This is a genomic window from Ideonella azotifigens (genome assembly GCF_021043325.1).
In the GTDB taxonomy this organism is placed as follows: Bacteria; Pseudomonadota; Gammaproteobacteria; order Burkholderiales; family Burkholderiaceae_C; genus Ideonella; species Ideonella azotifigens.
Map to the genome: position 1 here is coordinate 441,263 of NZ_JAJNKD010000003.1, position 13,018 is coordinate 454,280.

General features: G+C 69.2%; 13 protein-coding genes. 6 read left to right on the forward strand and 7 right to left on the reverse strand.

The genetic code is table 11. The features are described 5' to 3' along the window. Positions 1 to 6: 6 nt before the first annotated feature. Positions 7 to 999, reverse strand: a complete 993-nt coding sequence (locus LRH25_RS10080) for a Bug family tripartite tricarboxylate transporter substrate binding protein (RefSeq protein WP_141289091.1) — start codon at positions 997 to 999, stop codon at positions 7 to 9. A 169-nt stretch (positions 1,000 to 1,168) separates the two neighbouring features. On the opposite strand from LRH25_RS10080, the gene LRH25_RS10085 reads away from it, so the two are divergent. Together LRH25_RS10085 and LRH25_RS10090 are read left to right on the forward strand one after the other, a co-directional pair. Next, positions 1,169 to 3,433 (forward strand): helicase-related protein, encoded by a 2,265-nt coding sequence (locus tag LRH25_RS10085; RefSeq protein WP_231011078.1) that lies wholly within the window; start codon positions 1,169 to 1,171, stop codon positions 3,431 to 3,433. A gap of 25 nt (positions 3,434 to 3,458) precedes the next feature. Continuing rightward, positions 3,459 to 4,028 (forward strand): DUF2939 domain-containing protein, encoded by a 570-nt coding sequence (locus LRH25_RS10090; RefSeq protein WP_231011079.1) that lies wholly within the window; start codon positions 3,459 to 3,461, stop codon positions 4,026 to 4,028. Positions 4,029 to 4,035: 7 nt separating this feature from the next. Here LRH25_RS10090 and LRH25_RS33060 read toward each other — a convergent pair whose 3' ends face one another. From LRH25_RS33060 to LRH25_RS10105, 3 genes are all read right to left on the reverse strand, one after another. Further along, positions 4,036 to 6,114, reverse strand: coding sequence for a diguanylate cyclase domain-containing protein (locus tag LRH25_RS33060; protein WP_231011080.1), 2,079 nt, complete (start codon positions 6,112 to 6,114; stop codon positions 4,036 to 4,038). 10 nt (positions 6,115 to 6,124) lie between these two features. Beyond that, positions 6,125 to 6,592, reverse strand: a complete 468-nt coding sequence (locus LRH25_RS10100) for a hypothetical protein (protein WP_231011081.1) — start codon at positions 6,590 to 6,592, stop codon at positions 6,125 to 6,127. Between the two features lie 256 nt (positions 6,593 to 6,848). Beyond that, the gene (locus LRH25_RS10105; protein WP_231011082.1) at positions 6,849 to 7,580 is read right to left on the reverse strand and encodes a DUF2242 domain-containing protein; all 732 of its coding nucleotides are present in this window, start codon (positions 7,578 to 7,580) and stop codon (positions 6,849 to 6,851) included. Positions 7,581 to 7,694: 114 nt separating this feature from the next. Between LRH25_RS10105 and LRH25_RS10110 the strand changes: the two genes are divergently transcribed. Further along, on the forward strand, positions 7,695 to 8,444 hold the full coding sequence (locus LRH25_RS10110) for a phytanoyl-CoA dioxygenase family protein (RefSeq protein ID WP_231011083.1): 750 nt from the start codon (positions 7,695 to 7,697) through the stop codon (positions 8,442 to 8,444). Between the two features lie 41 nt (positions 8,445 to 8,485). Continuing rightward, entirely contained in the window at positions 8,486 to 8,791 is a 306-nt protein-coding gene (locus tag LRH25_RS10115) for a DUF1330 domain-containing protein (protein ID WP_141290290.1), read from the forward strand. Between the two features lie 3 nt (positions 8,792 to 8,794). Here LRH25_RS10115 and LRH25_RS10120 read toward each other — a convergent pair whose 3' ends face one another. From LRH25_RS10120 to LRH25_RS10130, 3 genes are read right to left on the reverse strand one after another with little or no spacing between them, the layout of a single operon-like run. Then, entirely contained in the window at positions 8,795 to 9,322 is a 528-nt protein-coding gene (locus LRH25_RS10120) for an Lrp/AsnC family transcriptional regulator (protein ID WP_141290291.1), read from the reverse strand. A 50-nt stretch (positions 9,323 to 9,372) separates the two neighbouring features. After that, the gene (locus LRH25_RS10125; protein ID WP_231011084.1) at positions 9,373 to 11,979 is read right to left on the reverse strand and encodes an NHL repeat-containing protein; all 2,607 of its coding nucleotides are present in this window, start codon (positions 11,977 to 11,979) and stop codon (positions 9,373 to 9,375) included. A 14-nt stretch (positions 11,980 to 11,993) separates the two neighbouring features. Continuing rightward, complete coding sequence (locus LRH25_RS10130) at positions 11,994 to 12,584, reverse strand: outer membrane beta-barrel protein (protein ID WP_231011085.1); 591 nt, start codon at positions 12,582 to 12,584, stop codon at positions 11,994 to 11,996. Between the two features lie 89 nt (positions 12,585 to 12,673). Here LRH25_RS10130 and LRH25_RS10135 point away from each other — a divergent pair, with 89 nt between their 5' ends. Together LRH25_RS10135 and LRH25_RS10140 are read left to right on the forward strand one after the other, a co-directional pair. After that, a complete protein-coding gene (locus tag LRH25_RS10135) occupies positions 12,674 to 12,811 on the forward strand; it encodes a PIN domain-containing protein (RefSeq protein ID WP_211361566.1) in 138 nt (45 codons plus the stop codon). A 28-nt stretch (positions 12,812 to 12,839) separates the two neighbouring features. Next, the gene (locus LRH25_RS10140) at positions 12,840 to 12,989 is read left to right on the forward strand and encodes a hypothetical protein (RefSeq protein WP_170201071.1); all 150 of its coding nucleotides are present in this window, start codon (positions 12,840 to 12,842) and stop codon (positions 12,987 to 12,989) included. Positions 12,990 to 13,018 lie beyond the last annotated feature (29 nt).

The following is a 13,018-nucleotide window of genomic DNA, read 5'->3' on the forward strand; positions in this document are numbered from 1 at the left end:
CTTCGTTCACTGGGGCTGGAAGCCGCTCGCCTTGATGATGCGCGTCCACGTCGCCGTGTAGGCCTTCTCGCGGGCGCCGAGGGCGTCCGGGCTCATGTGGCCGACCGTCAGGCCCATGGCGGTGAGGCGTTCGTGCACGGCGGGCTGGGCGATGACTTTGGCGAGGGCTGCGGAGAACTGGTCCAGCGTGGGCCTGGGCGTGCCGGCGGGGGCAAAGATGCCGTAGTAGGGCACGTCCTCGAAGCCGGCCAGGCCGAGTTCGGCGAAGGTGGGCACCTCGGGCATCACGGCCTGGCGGGTGTTGCCCAGCACGGCGACCACGCGCAGCTTGCCGCTCTTGTGGTTCTCGATGAAGTCGGGGATGGAGCCGGTGCCGGCGGGGATCTGGTTGCCCAGCATGTCGGCCATCATCGGCGCGCTGCCGCGGTAGGGCACCGGCACCAGGTCGAGCTGGTATTTCTGGCCGATGACCTTGACCAGGAACTCGGGTACCGAGGCCGGCGCCGGGATGCCGACCGAGCCCTTGCCGCCTTGCGCCTTGGCCCAGGCGACGTAGTCGTTGAAGCTCTTCGCGGGCGTACCACCCGAGACGGCAAAGGCGTTGACGAAGGTGGCGAAGCCGCCTGCGGGCACGAAGTCCCTGGCCGGCTCGAAGCCTGGGGTCTTGACGACCTGCGGCAGGATGGAAATCGTGTGGTCGTGGCTGAGGAACAGCGTGCTGCCATCTGGCGCGGCGGTTTTCAGCGACTGCGCGGCGAGCTGGCCACCGGCCCCGGGTTTGTTCTCCACCACCACCGGCACGCCGAGTTCGTCCTTCAGCTGCTCGGCCAGGATGCGGGCGATCGCATCGGTGCCGCCGCCTGCGGGGAAGCCCACCAAGAGGCGCAGCGGCTTGCCGCCGGCATAGGCGCTTTGGGCTTGCGCCAGCGGCCAGGCGGGCACGGCGAGCAGCGGCAGGGCGGCCTGCAGCAGGCGGCGGCGGGACAGGGTGGGGCGCATGGTGAATCTCCTCTTTTTGCAGCGGCTTGCCGCTTCGCATGGCGGCCGTGGGCGAGCATAGCGGCTGCCAGGGCCATTGGCCTGGCGCAGGGGCACAATGCCAGGCGCCGCCGCCGGGCAGTTTCATCCGGCGGCACCTCCGATTTCCTGTTTCGTTTTTCCTTCCTGCATGCCTGATTCCATCCCCGTTTCCCTCCGGCTGCCCCAGCGCCATCACGTGGACCGCGTGCCGGAACACGTCACGCCAGAGGCGATGGAGCGGGTGCGGCAAGCGGCCTACAACCTGCCGCAGGTGGTCAAGCCGACGGACTACCTGCCGGAAGACGCGCCCGGGCTGGAAAACCACCTGGAGACGCTGGGCCTGATCAAGCTGCAGAAGGCGGTGCCTGGCCACCGGCCCAGCCGCTGGATTGCGCCGGAGCTGATCGACTCGGCGCTGCGCCACCTGGACGAGGTCGGTGCCGGCAAGGAAATGCGCGCGGTGCTGATCGAGCGCAGCGCGGCGCTGGATGTGCTGGGCATTCACCGCCAGGGCAGTGGCTGGGAGCGGCTGATGCGCCAGCCACTGCCGCTGAAGAGCGACACCTGGCCCGATGGCACGGCACTGCAGGTGGCCTACCTGGCGCCATTGCCGGCCGAGCCGGTGTGGTCTTTTTTCCGCAATGGCGACGAGCGCGCGCTGCTGGGTTCGCTCGGGCCGGCCGCGCCCTGGCCGCATGCCGAAGCGCTGGCCCGCCACCTGGACGCGCTGGCCGAGCGCAGCGACCTCTGCGACAGCCGCAGCATGGGCTCGCTGGTGGCCCGGCTGCAGGCCGAATGCTCGCGCCCGCAAGGGCCTGAGGAGTTGATGGCCGCCTGCACCCGTGCGCAGGACCGCTGGGAACACCAGGTCAATGAGCAGCAGACGCTGGTCGGCCTGAACCGCGAGCTGGGCTTCCAGGGCTACCCGGACAGCTTCGCGCTGGCCCGGCAACTGAAGCGCAAGGTTTCGCTCTATGTGGGCCCGCCCAACAGCGGCAAGACCTACTCGGCCTTCGAGCGCCTGGCCGGTGCGCTGGACGGCGCCTACCTCGCGCCGCTGCGCCTGTTGGCGCTCGAAGGGCGCGACCGCTTGGTGGCGCGCGGCGTGCCGTGCTCGCTGCTCACCGGCGAGGAAAACGTGCCGGCCAACGGCGCGCGCGTGGTCTCCAGCACCATCGAGATGGTCGGCACGCGCGACGCGGTGGACGTGGCCGTGATCGACGAAGCGCAGATGATCTTCGACGCCTCGCGCGGCTGGGCCTGGACCCAGGCCATCGTCGGCGTGCCGGCGCGAGAGCTGATCATCATCTGCTCGGCCTATGCGGTGCCGGCCATCGAGAGCCTGCTGGGCCTGTGCGGAGAGAGCCCGGTCATCCGGCAGTTCGAGCGCAAGCAGCACGTGGAGCTGCTGAAGGCACCGGTGCCGATTCCGGCGCTGAAGAAGGGCGATGCGGTGGTGGCCTTCAGCCGCCGCGAGGTGCTGATGCTGCGCGACCAGATCGGCGCCAACGGCCACCCGGTCTCGGTGATCTACGGCGCGCTGCCGCCCGAGGTGCGGCGCCGCGAGGCCGAGCGCTTCGCCACTGGCGAGTCGCACATCCTGGTGGCAACGGACGCGATCGGCATGGGCCTGAACCTGCCGATCCGCCGCGTGCTGTTCTCCACCATGACCAAGTTCGATGGCGTGGGCGACCGGGTGCTCAGCGAGTCCGAGGTGCACCAGATCGCCGGCCGCGCGGGCCGCTACGGCATCCACGAAGAAGGCTTCACCGGTGTGCTGCACGAAGCCGAGCCGGGTGCGGCGCGTTCGCTGAAGGAACTGCTGCCCCGCACGCCGCGTGCGCCGCTGCACTTCAAGGCACCGGTGGCGCCGAACTGGTGGCACGTCAGCACCATCTCGCAGCGCCTGGGCAAGCAGAAGCTGCACGAGGTGCTGAGCGTGTTCATGGCCCAGCTGGAGCTGGACAACGCGCACTTCCAGGTGGCCGAGCTGGAGCAGATGCTGGCGCTGGCCGCCGAGCTGGACCACAACGCCGGCACGCTGAGCCTGAAGGAGCGCTTCATCTACGCCCAGGCGCCCGTGGACACGCGCACCGAATCGCTGGTGCAGGAGTTCTTCGGCTGGGCCTGGCAACACGCCCGCACCGGCCAGGCCGGCCGGCCGGACTTCCTCGGCCAGGTCGACGGCTTCAGCCGGCTGGACCGCATGGAGCAGACGCTGCGCGCCTGCACGCTGTGGCTGTGGCTGGACCTGCGCTTCCCCGGCATCTACGGCCACCTGGAAGAGGTGGTGGCGCTGCGCAGCGAGCTGAACGACGGCATCGAGCGCCAGCTCAAGGGCAAGAAGCCGCTGTGGCAGGCCCGTGGGGGCGGCGGCGGTGGTGGTGGTGGCAACCGTGGCGGGCGGCGCTGAGCGCTCGCAGGGAACAGGCCTGGACATGAAGACCAAGACCTGGGCCGCGCTGGCGCTGGTGTTTGCCGCCGCGCTGGCCGTCTACTGGTACGAATCGCCCTGGCTCACGCTGTGGCAGATGCAGTCTGCCGCCAAGTCCGGTGATGCGGCCAGCTTCAATGCGCATGTCGACTACCCGCGCTTGCGCGAAAGCCTGAAAGGCCAGGTCTCGACGCTGCTGGCCGACCAGATGGGCGGCTCGGATGGCAACAATGTCGGTTCGGCCATTGGCGGCCTGCTGGGCATGTTCGTCGCCGACAAGGCCATCGACGCCTTTGTCCGCCCCGAGACCGTGATGCGTGCGATGCAGGACGGCAAGCTGCTGCCTTCGCTGCATCACCGCAAGCCCTCGGCCTCGTCGCCAGATGGCACCGCGCCACCGCCCGCAGGCGAGCGCCTGCAGTGGCAGACCGAACGCGAAGGCGCCGACCGCTTCGTTGCCTATGCCCTCAAGCCCGGCACGCCGCGCGAGCAGGCCACGGCCTTCGTGCTGGCGCGCCAAGGCTTTGCCGACTGGCGCTTGAGCGAGCTGCGGTTGCCGCAGCTGGCGCGCTGAACAGGCTTCAGGCTGCCAGCGTCATCACCTGCGTCGCGGCCCATTGCGCCACCGGCGGGGCGGTGGGCGTGACGGGTTCGTCGGCGGCCGCGAACTGGTGGCCGTTGCGGCCGGCCTGCTTGGCGCGGTAGAGCGCGGCGTCGGCGCGGGCCAGCAGGTGGTCCACGCTTTCGCCGTCTTGCATCAGGGCCGAGCCCATGCTGGTGCTGAGCAGCACTTGCTGGTTCTGCAGCCGCAGCGGGGCGCGAACTGCGGTGAGCACCTTGTCGGCCAGCACCTGCATCTGCTCGGGGTTGGCCACGCCTTCGCAGACGAGCACGAATTCGTCGCCGCCGACGCGGGCCAGCAGGTCGGTGGCGCGGATCACGCTGCCCACGCGCTGGGCGAAGGTCTTCAGCACTTCGTCGCCACCGGCGTGGCCCAGGGTGTCGTTGATGCGCTTGAAATGGTCCAGGTCCAGGTAGACCACGCCCAGGCCGCGGCCGGTGCGGCGTTCGCGGGCCAGCGAGGCGCGCATGTGTTCGTCGAACTGGCGGCGATTGGGCAGGCCGGTGAGCGCGTCGGCACGGGAAAGCTGCTGCAGCCTCAGTTCGACTTCCTTCAGCTGGCTGACATCGAAGCTGACCAGGTAGTGGCCGGGACGGCCGCCGGCGGCGCCGACGCCGTGTTCGCCGTCTGGCAGCCAGTGCACCTCGCTGTGCCAGGTGTCGTCGCCGACCACGCGGGCATGCTGGACGCGCAGCGTCTGCGGCAGCGTGGTGGCGCTGCTGGCCATGGGCAGCAGCGCGGGTGGCACCGGGTCGCCGAGCAGGTCGACCAGGCGCAGCATGCCGCTGCGCTCGGGTGGCAGGCCCGCCAGGCGCAGGGCGGCCTGGTTGGCGAACAGGCAGTGGCCATCGGCATCGAAATGCGCGATCTGCGCCGGCACGCTGTTGGCGATGTTCTGCATGCGCTGCAGGTTCAGCGCTTCACCCTGCAGCGCCAGGTTCAGTGCCGCGGTGCGGTCGCGCACACGCTGGTCCAGCGAGGCATTGAGCTCCTGCAAGGTGTTGTTGTGCTCGCGCTGGCGCTCGACCAGCTCGTTCAGCGCGGTGGACAGCACCTCGGCTTCGGCGAAGCCGGCCAGCCGTGGCAGCGGGCGGTCGCCGAGGTGCTGGTTCTGGCCGATGCTGTCTGCCAGCACCGTGAGCGGCCGGGCCAGCTTGCGTGCCAGCGCCCAGGCCAGCGGCACGAACAGCAGCAGCACCGCGCCGGCCACGCCCATCAGCTGGCGGCGCAGCAGCAGGTAGTCGGCCATCGCGACTTCGCGTGGCTGTTGCACCACCACCTGCCAGCCCAGGCCGCTGAAGCCGCCGTGGCCGCGGCTGGGCGAGACGGCGGTGAACTGGTCCGCTGCCGCACCGTCGGGCGCCTTCACGTCCGGCGGGCCCAGCAGCACCGCGCCCTGGCGGTCCAGCACAAAGGCCTGGGCACCGTCGTTGCGCAGGGTCGGGTCCAGCAGGTCGCGCTTGAGCGCCGCGGCCCAGGTCCAGCTCAGGTGCACGCCCAGCACCGAGCCGGGGTTCGCGGCGACCGGCAGCGAGATGTCGACGAAACGCCAGGGCTCGGGCGCTTGCGGCAGCAGCTTGGCCAGCAGCACGGCAGCGTGCACATCGCCCAGGAACAATGTGGACTTGCCGCCCTGGAACCAGGGGCGCTTGGAGACGTCCGCGCCTTCGAGCAGGCCGTCGTTGGCTGCCAGCACCTTGCCATCGGCAGCGGCCAGGCCGATCCAGGCAATTTCCGGCTCGCGGTGGCGCATGGCATCCAGCGCGGCGCGGGCGTGCGCCGGGTCGTCGGCCCGCAGCAAGGCAGGCAACTCTGCCAGCAGTTGCACCGCGGCGACCTGGCGGGCCATGCCGTGGTCCAGTGCATCTCGGAACTTGTCGGCCACCTGGTCCAGGTGTTGGTGGGCCCGCTCTTCAGCGTGCTTGCGCGCAAAGCGGTCGATCAGCACCGTGGTGCCGGCCAGGGCCAGCAGCACCGAGCTCATCACCATCAGGATCAGCCAGGCTGCCAGGCTGGGAGATCGTGGAAAAGGCTTCACGGCATGGGTCTCAATGGCCCCACGTCCACAGCGTGGTGCCGCGGGCGTCGAGGTTGTTGAAGCTGATCCTGCCCATGGAGGCGGCACCGGGCTGGGCGGGGGCGCCGAGCAGCGCACCGGCGTCCATGCCGAGGGTGAAGGGCTCGCCCTGCAGCGTCATGCGGGTGACGGGGCGGCCGTCGTACAGCGCCGCGGGCAAGCCAGCCGGCAGGCCGTGTGCGGCCAGGTCCGCGGCAAAGCTTTCGGCGCTCAGCGTGCTGACCTGGGCTTGCTGCTGCAGGCGCTGCCACAAGGCTTCCAACACCGGTGGCAGGGTGGCCTGGGCAGCCTGCGCGCGCAGCGCGGCTTCCGACAGCGGCTGCAGCTCGGCACGCGCCGGCTGCGCGGCGGCCAGCAGCAGGCTGCAGGCCAGCGCCGCGGCACTGCGGGGAAGGCGAGTCGCGTGGGTCGTGGCGGCGGCCTTTGAAGGTCTGAACATCTGGATCGTCCGGGAAGGTCGCCTGGTGGGCAGGCGGGCGCAAGAAAGCTTGCATCGCTGCATGTCTTCGGCGCTTCCGGTGCGGACTTGACGGTTCCGCGCGTGCGATGGTTTTGCGCAGCCGTCGGCAGATGCCCAAGCTGTCACGCCTTTCCGAACGGCCACGGCTGCGGCCGGCGATCTTCCTGGTGTTGGTTGGTTGGCTGCGAGACGCGCGGCCGGCGCGGTGGCGCCGGCCGCCGCTTGACCGGACGGCTCAGTGGTCCGTGGCGCCGGGGGCGGATGCCGCTGTGGCGGCGGGTCCAGCGGCGGCAGGCACCGAGGCGGCTGCGGCCGGCAGCGGCGGGGTGGGCAGGGGTTGCGGCACCAGGGCAGCCGTGGTGGCGCGCTGCTGCTGCCGGCTGTCGCCCACCGACTCCCGCAGGTAGCGGTGCATCAGCGTGAAAAAGCGGTCGTAGAACTGGCCGGCGGGAATCGTCTCGCTGGCCACCTTGACCAGTGAGTCGTCGCTGGCCGACAGTGGAATGGACAGCGAGCCCAGCGCCGGCAGCCCCAGGCTGGCCGAATTGGCACTCTTCTTCAGCGCGTAGCGATCCTGCATGGCGCTGACATAGGCGGTCGACACCTTGCCCGAACGGCCTTCCGGCGTGCAGACCACGGTGAACGAGATCTCGACGTGCACCTCGCCCTCGGGCTGGAAGCGCTTGCTGCCGTTGACCAGGTCCGGCTTCAGCGTATTGATCACATACCCCTGGCTCAGCAGCGCACGGCGCGCCGCTTCGCAGGTGTCGTCCGGCTCGGCGTCGAACAGCCGCGAAAACGTCTCGTCCGACTTGAACTGCTCGTTCTGGTAGACCGAAGTCTTGCGCGGAATCACCGTCTCACAGCCCGCCAGCCCCCCGGCCACTGCCAGCATCAACAGCCCGCAGGCAGCCGCGCGCGAGACCGCAGCCTTGGCTGGGCGGCAGGAAATGGCAGCGTCGGGCATGAGCAAAGGCAAGGGCAAACGGCTTCTCCTGGGCACAAACCGCCCACTGGGGTGCGACCGATTATGTCCGGGCCAAGTTCCCTTGCACCTTGCGTGGACCGTAGGATGGCCAGCATGACGGACGACCCGACAGACAACAACACAGGCGCGACCGAGCTGTTGCGCAGCCTGCACGAGCAGGGCCTGGCCTGGCAGCGAGGCTGGCTGGGCAGCGGCGAACTTGAATCGCTGCGTGCGGCTGTAGGCGAAGCGGCGGATGGCACCGCGGGGTCAAGGCGCCTGCTTTCTCAACCCGCCTGCCGTGCCTTGGTGCCGCGATTGCTGGGCGATGACGGGTTGGCGCGCTGCTTGCCGGCCGACCCTGTGGTGGTGCAGGCCACCTTGTTCGAGAAGTCGGCCGGCTGCAACTGGCTGGTCAGCGTGCACCAGGACCTGAGCATTCCGGTCGTGGGGCCGCCGGCCGAGCTGCCCGGCTGGGGAGGCTGGTCGACCAAACAGGGCGAATGCTTTGTGCAGCCGCCGGACGCGCTGCTGGCACAGATGCTGGCTGTGCGCCTGCACCTGGACGACTGCGGCGATGACGACGGGCCGCTGGAAGTGCTGCCCGGCACGCACCGGCTGGGCCGGCAGACGCCAGAGCGGGCGGCAGCGCTGAAGCGCGCAGGGCCGGTGCAGCGCTGCCTGGCACGGCAAGGCGACGCGCTGCTGATGCGCCCGCTGCTGCTGCACGCGTCGTCCAAGTCCCGCGGCACCAGCCGGCGGCGTGTGCTGCACCTGCTGGTAGGCCCGCGCGAGTTGCCGGGCGACCTGCGCTGGGCGCAGGCGGTGGGCCTGCAGCCCGAAGGTGTTGCAGCGGCTTCCTAGAATTGGACCGCAACATTGCCAGCCAACAGGGAGACAGTCGCATGCCCAAGGGATATTGGATCGCGCACGTGGACGTGGCGGATCCGGAAAAGTACAAGGACTACGTGGCCGCGAATGCCGAGGCGTTTGCCAAGTATGGCGGGCGCTTCCTGGTGCGGGGCGGGCAGTTTGCCTGCGTGGAGGGGGCCAACCGGGCACGCAACGTTGTGATCGAGTTCGCGAGCTACGAGCAGGCCTTGGCCTGCTGGGAATCGCCGGAGTACCAGCGGGCGCTGGCGCTGCGCAAGCCGGTGTCGACGGCGGACGTGATCATCATCGAAGGCTACGACGGGCCGCAGCCGGGCTGAAGCTCAGCCCTTGCTGCGCTGCACACGTGCAGGGCGCGTGGCGGCCGGGCTGGCCGGGTCGCCCACCGGCAGCCGCACCTCGGACTTGATTTCCTTGAGCACGATGCTGGAGCGCACATGCGTGACGCCGGGCAGCTTGAAGATGGTGTCGTGCAGGAACTGCTCGTAGTGTTTTATGTCTTCGACCAGCACGGTGAGCAGGTAGTCGGCCTGGCCGGTGGTGGACAGGCAGCGCACGATCTGCGGACTGGCCGCCACCGCCTGCTCGAAGCGGGCCACCAGGTCCTCGTTGTGCTGGCTCAGGTTGGCTTCGACGATGACGGCCAGTTTCAGCCCGACCTTCTCGCGGTCCACCAGCGCGGTGTAGCCGCGGATCACGCCCGCGGCTTCCATGTCCTTGACGCGCTTCCAGCAGGGCGTGGCCGACAGGCCCACCGCCTCGGACAGCTGCTGCACCGTCTGGCGCGCGTCCCGCTGCAGCTCGGAGAGGATCTGCAGGCTGTAGCGGTCGAGGTCCAGCGGGTCGGTCATGGGGGCGTGCGGCGGCTTGGGTTGAACCCAGTGTAGGCCGCCCGCCCGCATCAAGGCAGCGTGACCACCGCCAGCACGTCGATGTCGGTGCAGATCACGATCTGTTTGGGTCCCAGCATCGCCAGTGTCCGCACCGCGCCCACGCGCGGTTCGACATTGCCCGTCACAAGGGCACTGCCCGAGCGGATCAACACGTGGGCCGTGTCGGCGACCGGGTCCACGACCGAGATGCCGTCACCTTGCACCAGCGTGACGTACAGCAACCCGGTCGAAGGGTCCAGCGCCATGGCCTTCACCAGCGCGGCGCTGTGCAGCGTGGAGACGATGCCGGCCGGGGTGATCTTGCGGATCACCGGCCCGTCGGCGACGTACATCGTGCCGTCCGGCGCGGTCACCATGGCGCCCACGCCTGTGAACGTCGCAGTGGCCAATGGGCCGTCGACCGAAGTGGTGGTGCCATCCCGGCCGGCGACCGTGGTGGTGTTGCCGGCCGCATCGACGCGACGGATGGTTGTGCGACCGATGGAGAAAAAGACGCTGCCGTCGATGCCGATCGTCATGCTGGACGGAACGCCTAACAGACGCGATGTCCCCGTCGGTCCGTCAATGTCGGTAGTTGAATCCAGGTAGTAGCCCCCGGCGATGGTCTTCACCGTCTTGTCCAACGCGACGCGACGCACGCTGAGGTAATCCGAGAAGTAGACGGTCCCGTCAGGTGCTGCCGCGATCGATGTGCCGGGCGTTCTCAACGCTGCCGCGTTGCCGACACCGTCCGCCGGGAAGTTGTCGTCGGAAGCCGGGTTGCCAGCCAGGATCTCCAGGTTGCCCGCGGTGTCGATGCGACGCACGAACATCCCCAGGTCGGTGCCGACGACGACGCGGTGCTGGCCGTCGACCGCGAGGCTGACGGGGAGGTTGCCTGCGGCGAACGGCAGCTTGTCGGTCACGGCTGTGCCACCCGGGGCGATGATCTGGTTGAAAGAACTCGCAATGGTCGTGATGGTGCCTGCGGCATCGGATGTGCGGATGGCCAGCCCGTCGCCGAGCATGAATCCGCCCGCGGGCAGCGCAACCAGCACATTGGCTCCACCGTTGGCCGGCGCATCGAAGTTCGACTCTGCTGCCGGGCCGTCCTTGAGCCTCAGCGGGCCGGTCCGGTTGCCGCTGAAGGTGGTCACCGCAAACGTGCCGAGGTCAATGGCGCGGATCAGGCTGGTGTCCCGCACATACAGCTTGGTGCCCGAGATCGCGAGGCCTGTCGGCCCCGGAATGCCGGCCGCGATGCCAACGCCATCGACACCGGGCACCGTGGTGTCATTGCGAATGCCGGCGACGGTCTCGACATTGCCGGCGACGTTGCCGCTGCGCTCCACGCGCCGGACCACGCTCGAACTCCATTGGCTGAAATACAGGTCCCCGTTTGCCGCGATCGCCATGCCACGGACGTCGCCGATGTCGGCGGTCGCCGCAGGTCCATCGAGGTATCCGTAGTTGCCCGAACCCGCATAGTTCGAAACGACGCCGGCGGGTGTCATGCGAACGATGAAGCCCTGGACCGAAATGTAGAAGTTGCCATCCGGCCCGAGCGCCATCGCGGAAGGGCTGGTCAATCCACGGGCGACGGTGGTCACCGTGCCGTCGGTCGCGATGCGACGAACCGCCGAATTGCCGGTGTCGAGGACCCACAGTGCGCCTGATGCATCGTGCACGATGCTGGTCGGGGTGCTGAACAATGCCGTCGCGCCCGGCCCGTCGGTACTCCCGGGCGTGCCCTGGGTGCCCGCCACCACGGTGATGCTGGCCCGGTCGGCCGACAGTTTGATGATGTTGTTGGCGCTGGTGTAGACGGTCGGTCCATCAGGCAGGGCGTCGACGCCGCGCAATTGACTGACCCCGGCCTGGGCGGCCCGATTGGCGATGTTCAAGAGGCCCACGGTGATGCCGCCGGCAGTGCCGACGCTGAGCGTGGCGGCATTGCTGGCTGTCGCCGACTGGCCACTGCAATCCAGCGTGGTGCGGAACTGCGCGCCGTTGTCTGCCGTGGCGCTCGTGAAGGTGTAGGTCAGCGCCGTTGCACCCGCGATGGCGGCAAAGCCCGATCCGCTGGCGCGTTCCCATTGAACCCCCAAAGTGCCGCTGCTGCAGGTGGCGCCGACCGTGAAGCTGGCCGAACTGCCGGCGACCACGCTGGCATCGGCGGGTTGCTGCGTGATCGTCAGCACCGGCGGCACGCCGGTCACGGTCAGCGCGGCGTTGTTGCTGGTGGCGCTGCCGGCGACGTTGCTGACGACCGCACGGAAGACCGCGCCGGTGTCGGTGGTCGCGGTGGTCGCGAGTGAATACGTTGCAGAGGTCGCCCCCACGATGTCGCTGCCGTCGCGCTGCCACTGGTAGCTCAGCGGGTCGCTGCCGGTGGCGGCGACGGTGAAGCTGGCGGGCTGGCCGGCGGTCACGCTCAGGTCGGCTGGCTGCTGCGTGATCTGGGGTGGCTGCGGGCCGCCGGCCGGGCTGGAGCCGGGCGGTGGCGCGTCCGCGCTGCCGCCGCAGGCGGCGAGGAACAGCGCGAAGAAGCTGGCCAGCAGCAGGCTGGCGCTGGCTGCGGCGAAGCGGCGCAGCGCGTGGGCGATGATGAGCGCGAGGCGGAGCGTGTCGAACATGGGGTTCCTCGGCATCAGAAGGCCATCTGGGCGCTCAGGCCCAGCAGGTGCAGCGAACCGCGGGTGCTGTGCACCTTGAAGCGGGTGAAGTCGTAGTCCAGCGAGAGCAGCCAGCCGGGCGCAATGGCGTAGCCGGCGCTCAGGCCCGCCAGCGGCTGCGCCTGCGTCTTGCTCACATCGCCCTCGAACGGCGCTGCGTAGCTGAACCGCGTGCGCACCGCCGCCACGCCCAGCTGCCCGCGCAGCCACCAGTCCGGCGCCAGCGGCACCCGGTAACCCGCGGCCAGCCCCAGCGCGTCGACGCGGAAGCTGCCACCAAAAGTGGTGCCGTCGTCGGTCGTGTCGCCGCCCTTGAAGCGGCTGCCGGCAAAGCCCAGCGCCTGCAGGTCCCAGGCCTCGTCCAGCCGGTAGTTCAGGAACAGCTTGCCGTGGGCGCTGCTGTGGTCGCAGGCAAAGCCGTCCACGCAATCGGTCTTGCCGCGATCGGCGCCAGCGCCGAAGCCGAGGGTGAAATCCGTAGCGTGCGCGGCCAGGCCAACGCTCAGTAAAACGCCTGCAGCAGCGGCCCGCAAGCTCCTGGCCCGGTACCGTTCATGTCTATTCATCGCAGCTCCCTTGGAAGTGGCGGACCCAGCGCAAAGGCGAGGGTCCTTGTCTTCCCATACGGAGTGCGGCGGGTGAAAGTGACATCGACATGCGGGTCTACCGCGCGGGCGATGCCGACTTTGCCGACTGCCTCATCGAGCGCGTTGCCAATGCTGCAGGCTGCGAACGCGCGATGACCTTCGACGTGGGTGCGGCCAAGACGGCTGGCATGACGCTGCTGGCATAGACTTGCGTATCAACATCAGGAGTCCAGCATGGAAAATTCCCAGCCCATGGATCAGCCGAACGAAGCCGGCTTAGAAAGTGGCCCCGTTGTTCTGGACTTGGAAGTTTTGAAGCAAGTCGTGGGAGGGACGGGAACGGCGGCGCAGAGCATGCATGTCGACTCGCCGCTTGACTATTGAAGCCAACTGATTAGCGCAACCGCACGCCG

Coding starts and splice junctions, on each gene's coding strand:
- LRH25_RS10080 (WP_141289091.1), bottom strand. CDS start 999: ATGCGCCCCACCCTGTCCCGCCGCCGCCTGCTGCAGGCCGCCCTGCCG.
- LRH25_RS10085 (WP_231011078.1), top strand. CDS start 1,169: ATGCCTGATTCCATCCCCGTTTCCCTCCGGCTGCCCCAGCGCCATCAC.
- LRH25_RS10090 (WP_231011079.1), top strand. CDS start 3,459: ATGAAGACCAAGACCTGGGCCGCGCTGGCGCTGGTGTTTGCCGCCGCG.
- LRH25_RS10100 (WP_231011081.1), bottom strand. CDS start 6,592: ATGTTCAGACCTTCAAAGGCCGCCGCCACGACCCACGCGACTCGCCTT.
- LRH25_RS10105 (WP_231011082.1), bottom strand. CDS start 7,580: ATGCCCGACGCTGCCATTTCCTGCCGCCCAGCCAAGGCTGCGGTCTCG.
- LRH25_RS10110 (WP_231011083.1), top strand. CDS start 7,695: ATGACGGACGACCCGACAGACAACAACACAGGCGCGACCGAGCTGTTG.
- LRH25_RS10115 (WP_141290290.1), top strand. CDS start 8,486: ATGCCCAAGGGATATTGGATCGCGCACGTGGACGTGGCGGATCCGGAA.
- LRH25_RS10120 (WP_141290291.1), bottom strand. CDS start 9,322: ATGACCGACCCGCTGGACCTCGACCGCTACAGCCTGCAGATCCTCTCC.
- LRH25_RS10125 (WP_231011084.1), bottom strand. CDS start 11,979: ATGTTCGACACGCTCCGCCTCGCGCTCATCATCGCCCACGCGCTGCGC.
- LRH25_RS10130 (WP_231011085.1), bottom strand. CDS start 12,584: ATGAATAGACATGAACGGTACCGGGCCAGGAGCTTGCGGGCCGCTGCT.
- LRH25_RS10135 (WP_211361566.1), top strand. CDS start 12,674: ATGCGGGTCTACCGCGCGGGCGATGCCGACTTTGCCGACTGCCTCATC.
- LRH25_RS10140 (WP_170201071.1), top strand. CDS start 12,840: ATGGAAAATTCCCAGCCCATGGATCAGCCGAACGAAGCCGGCTTAGAA.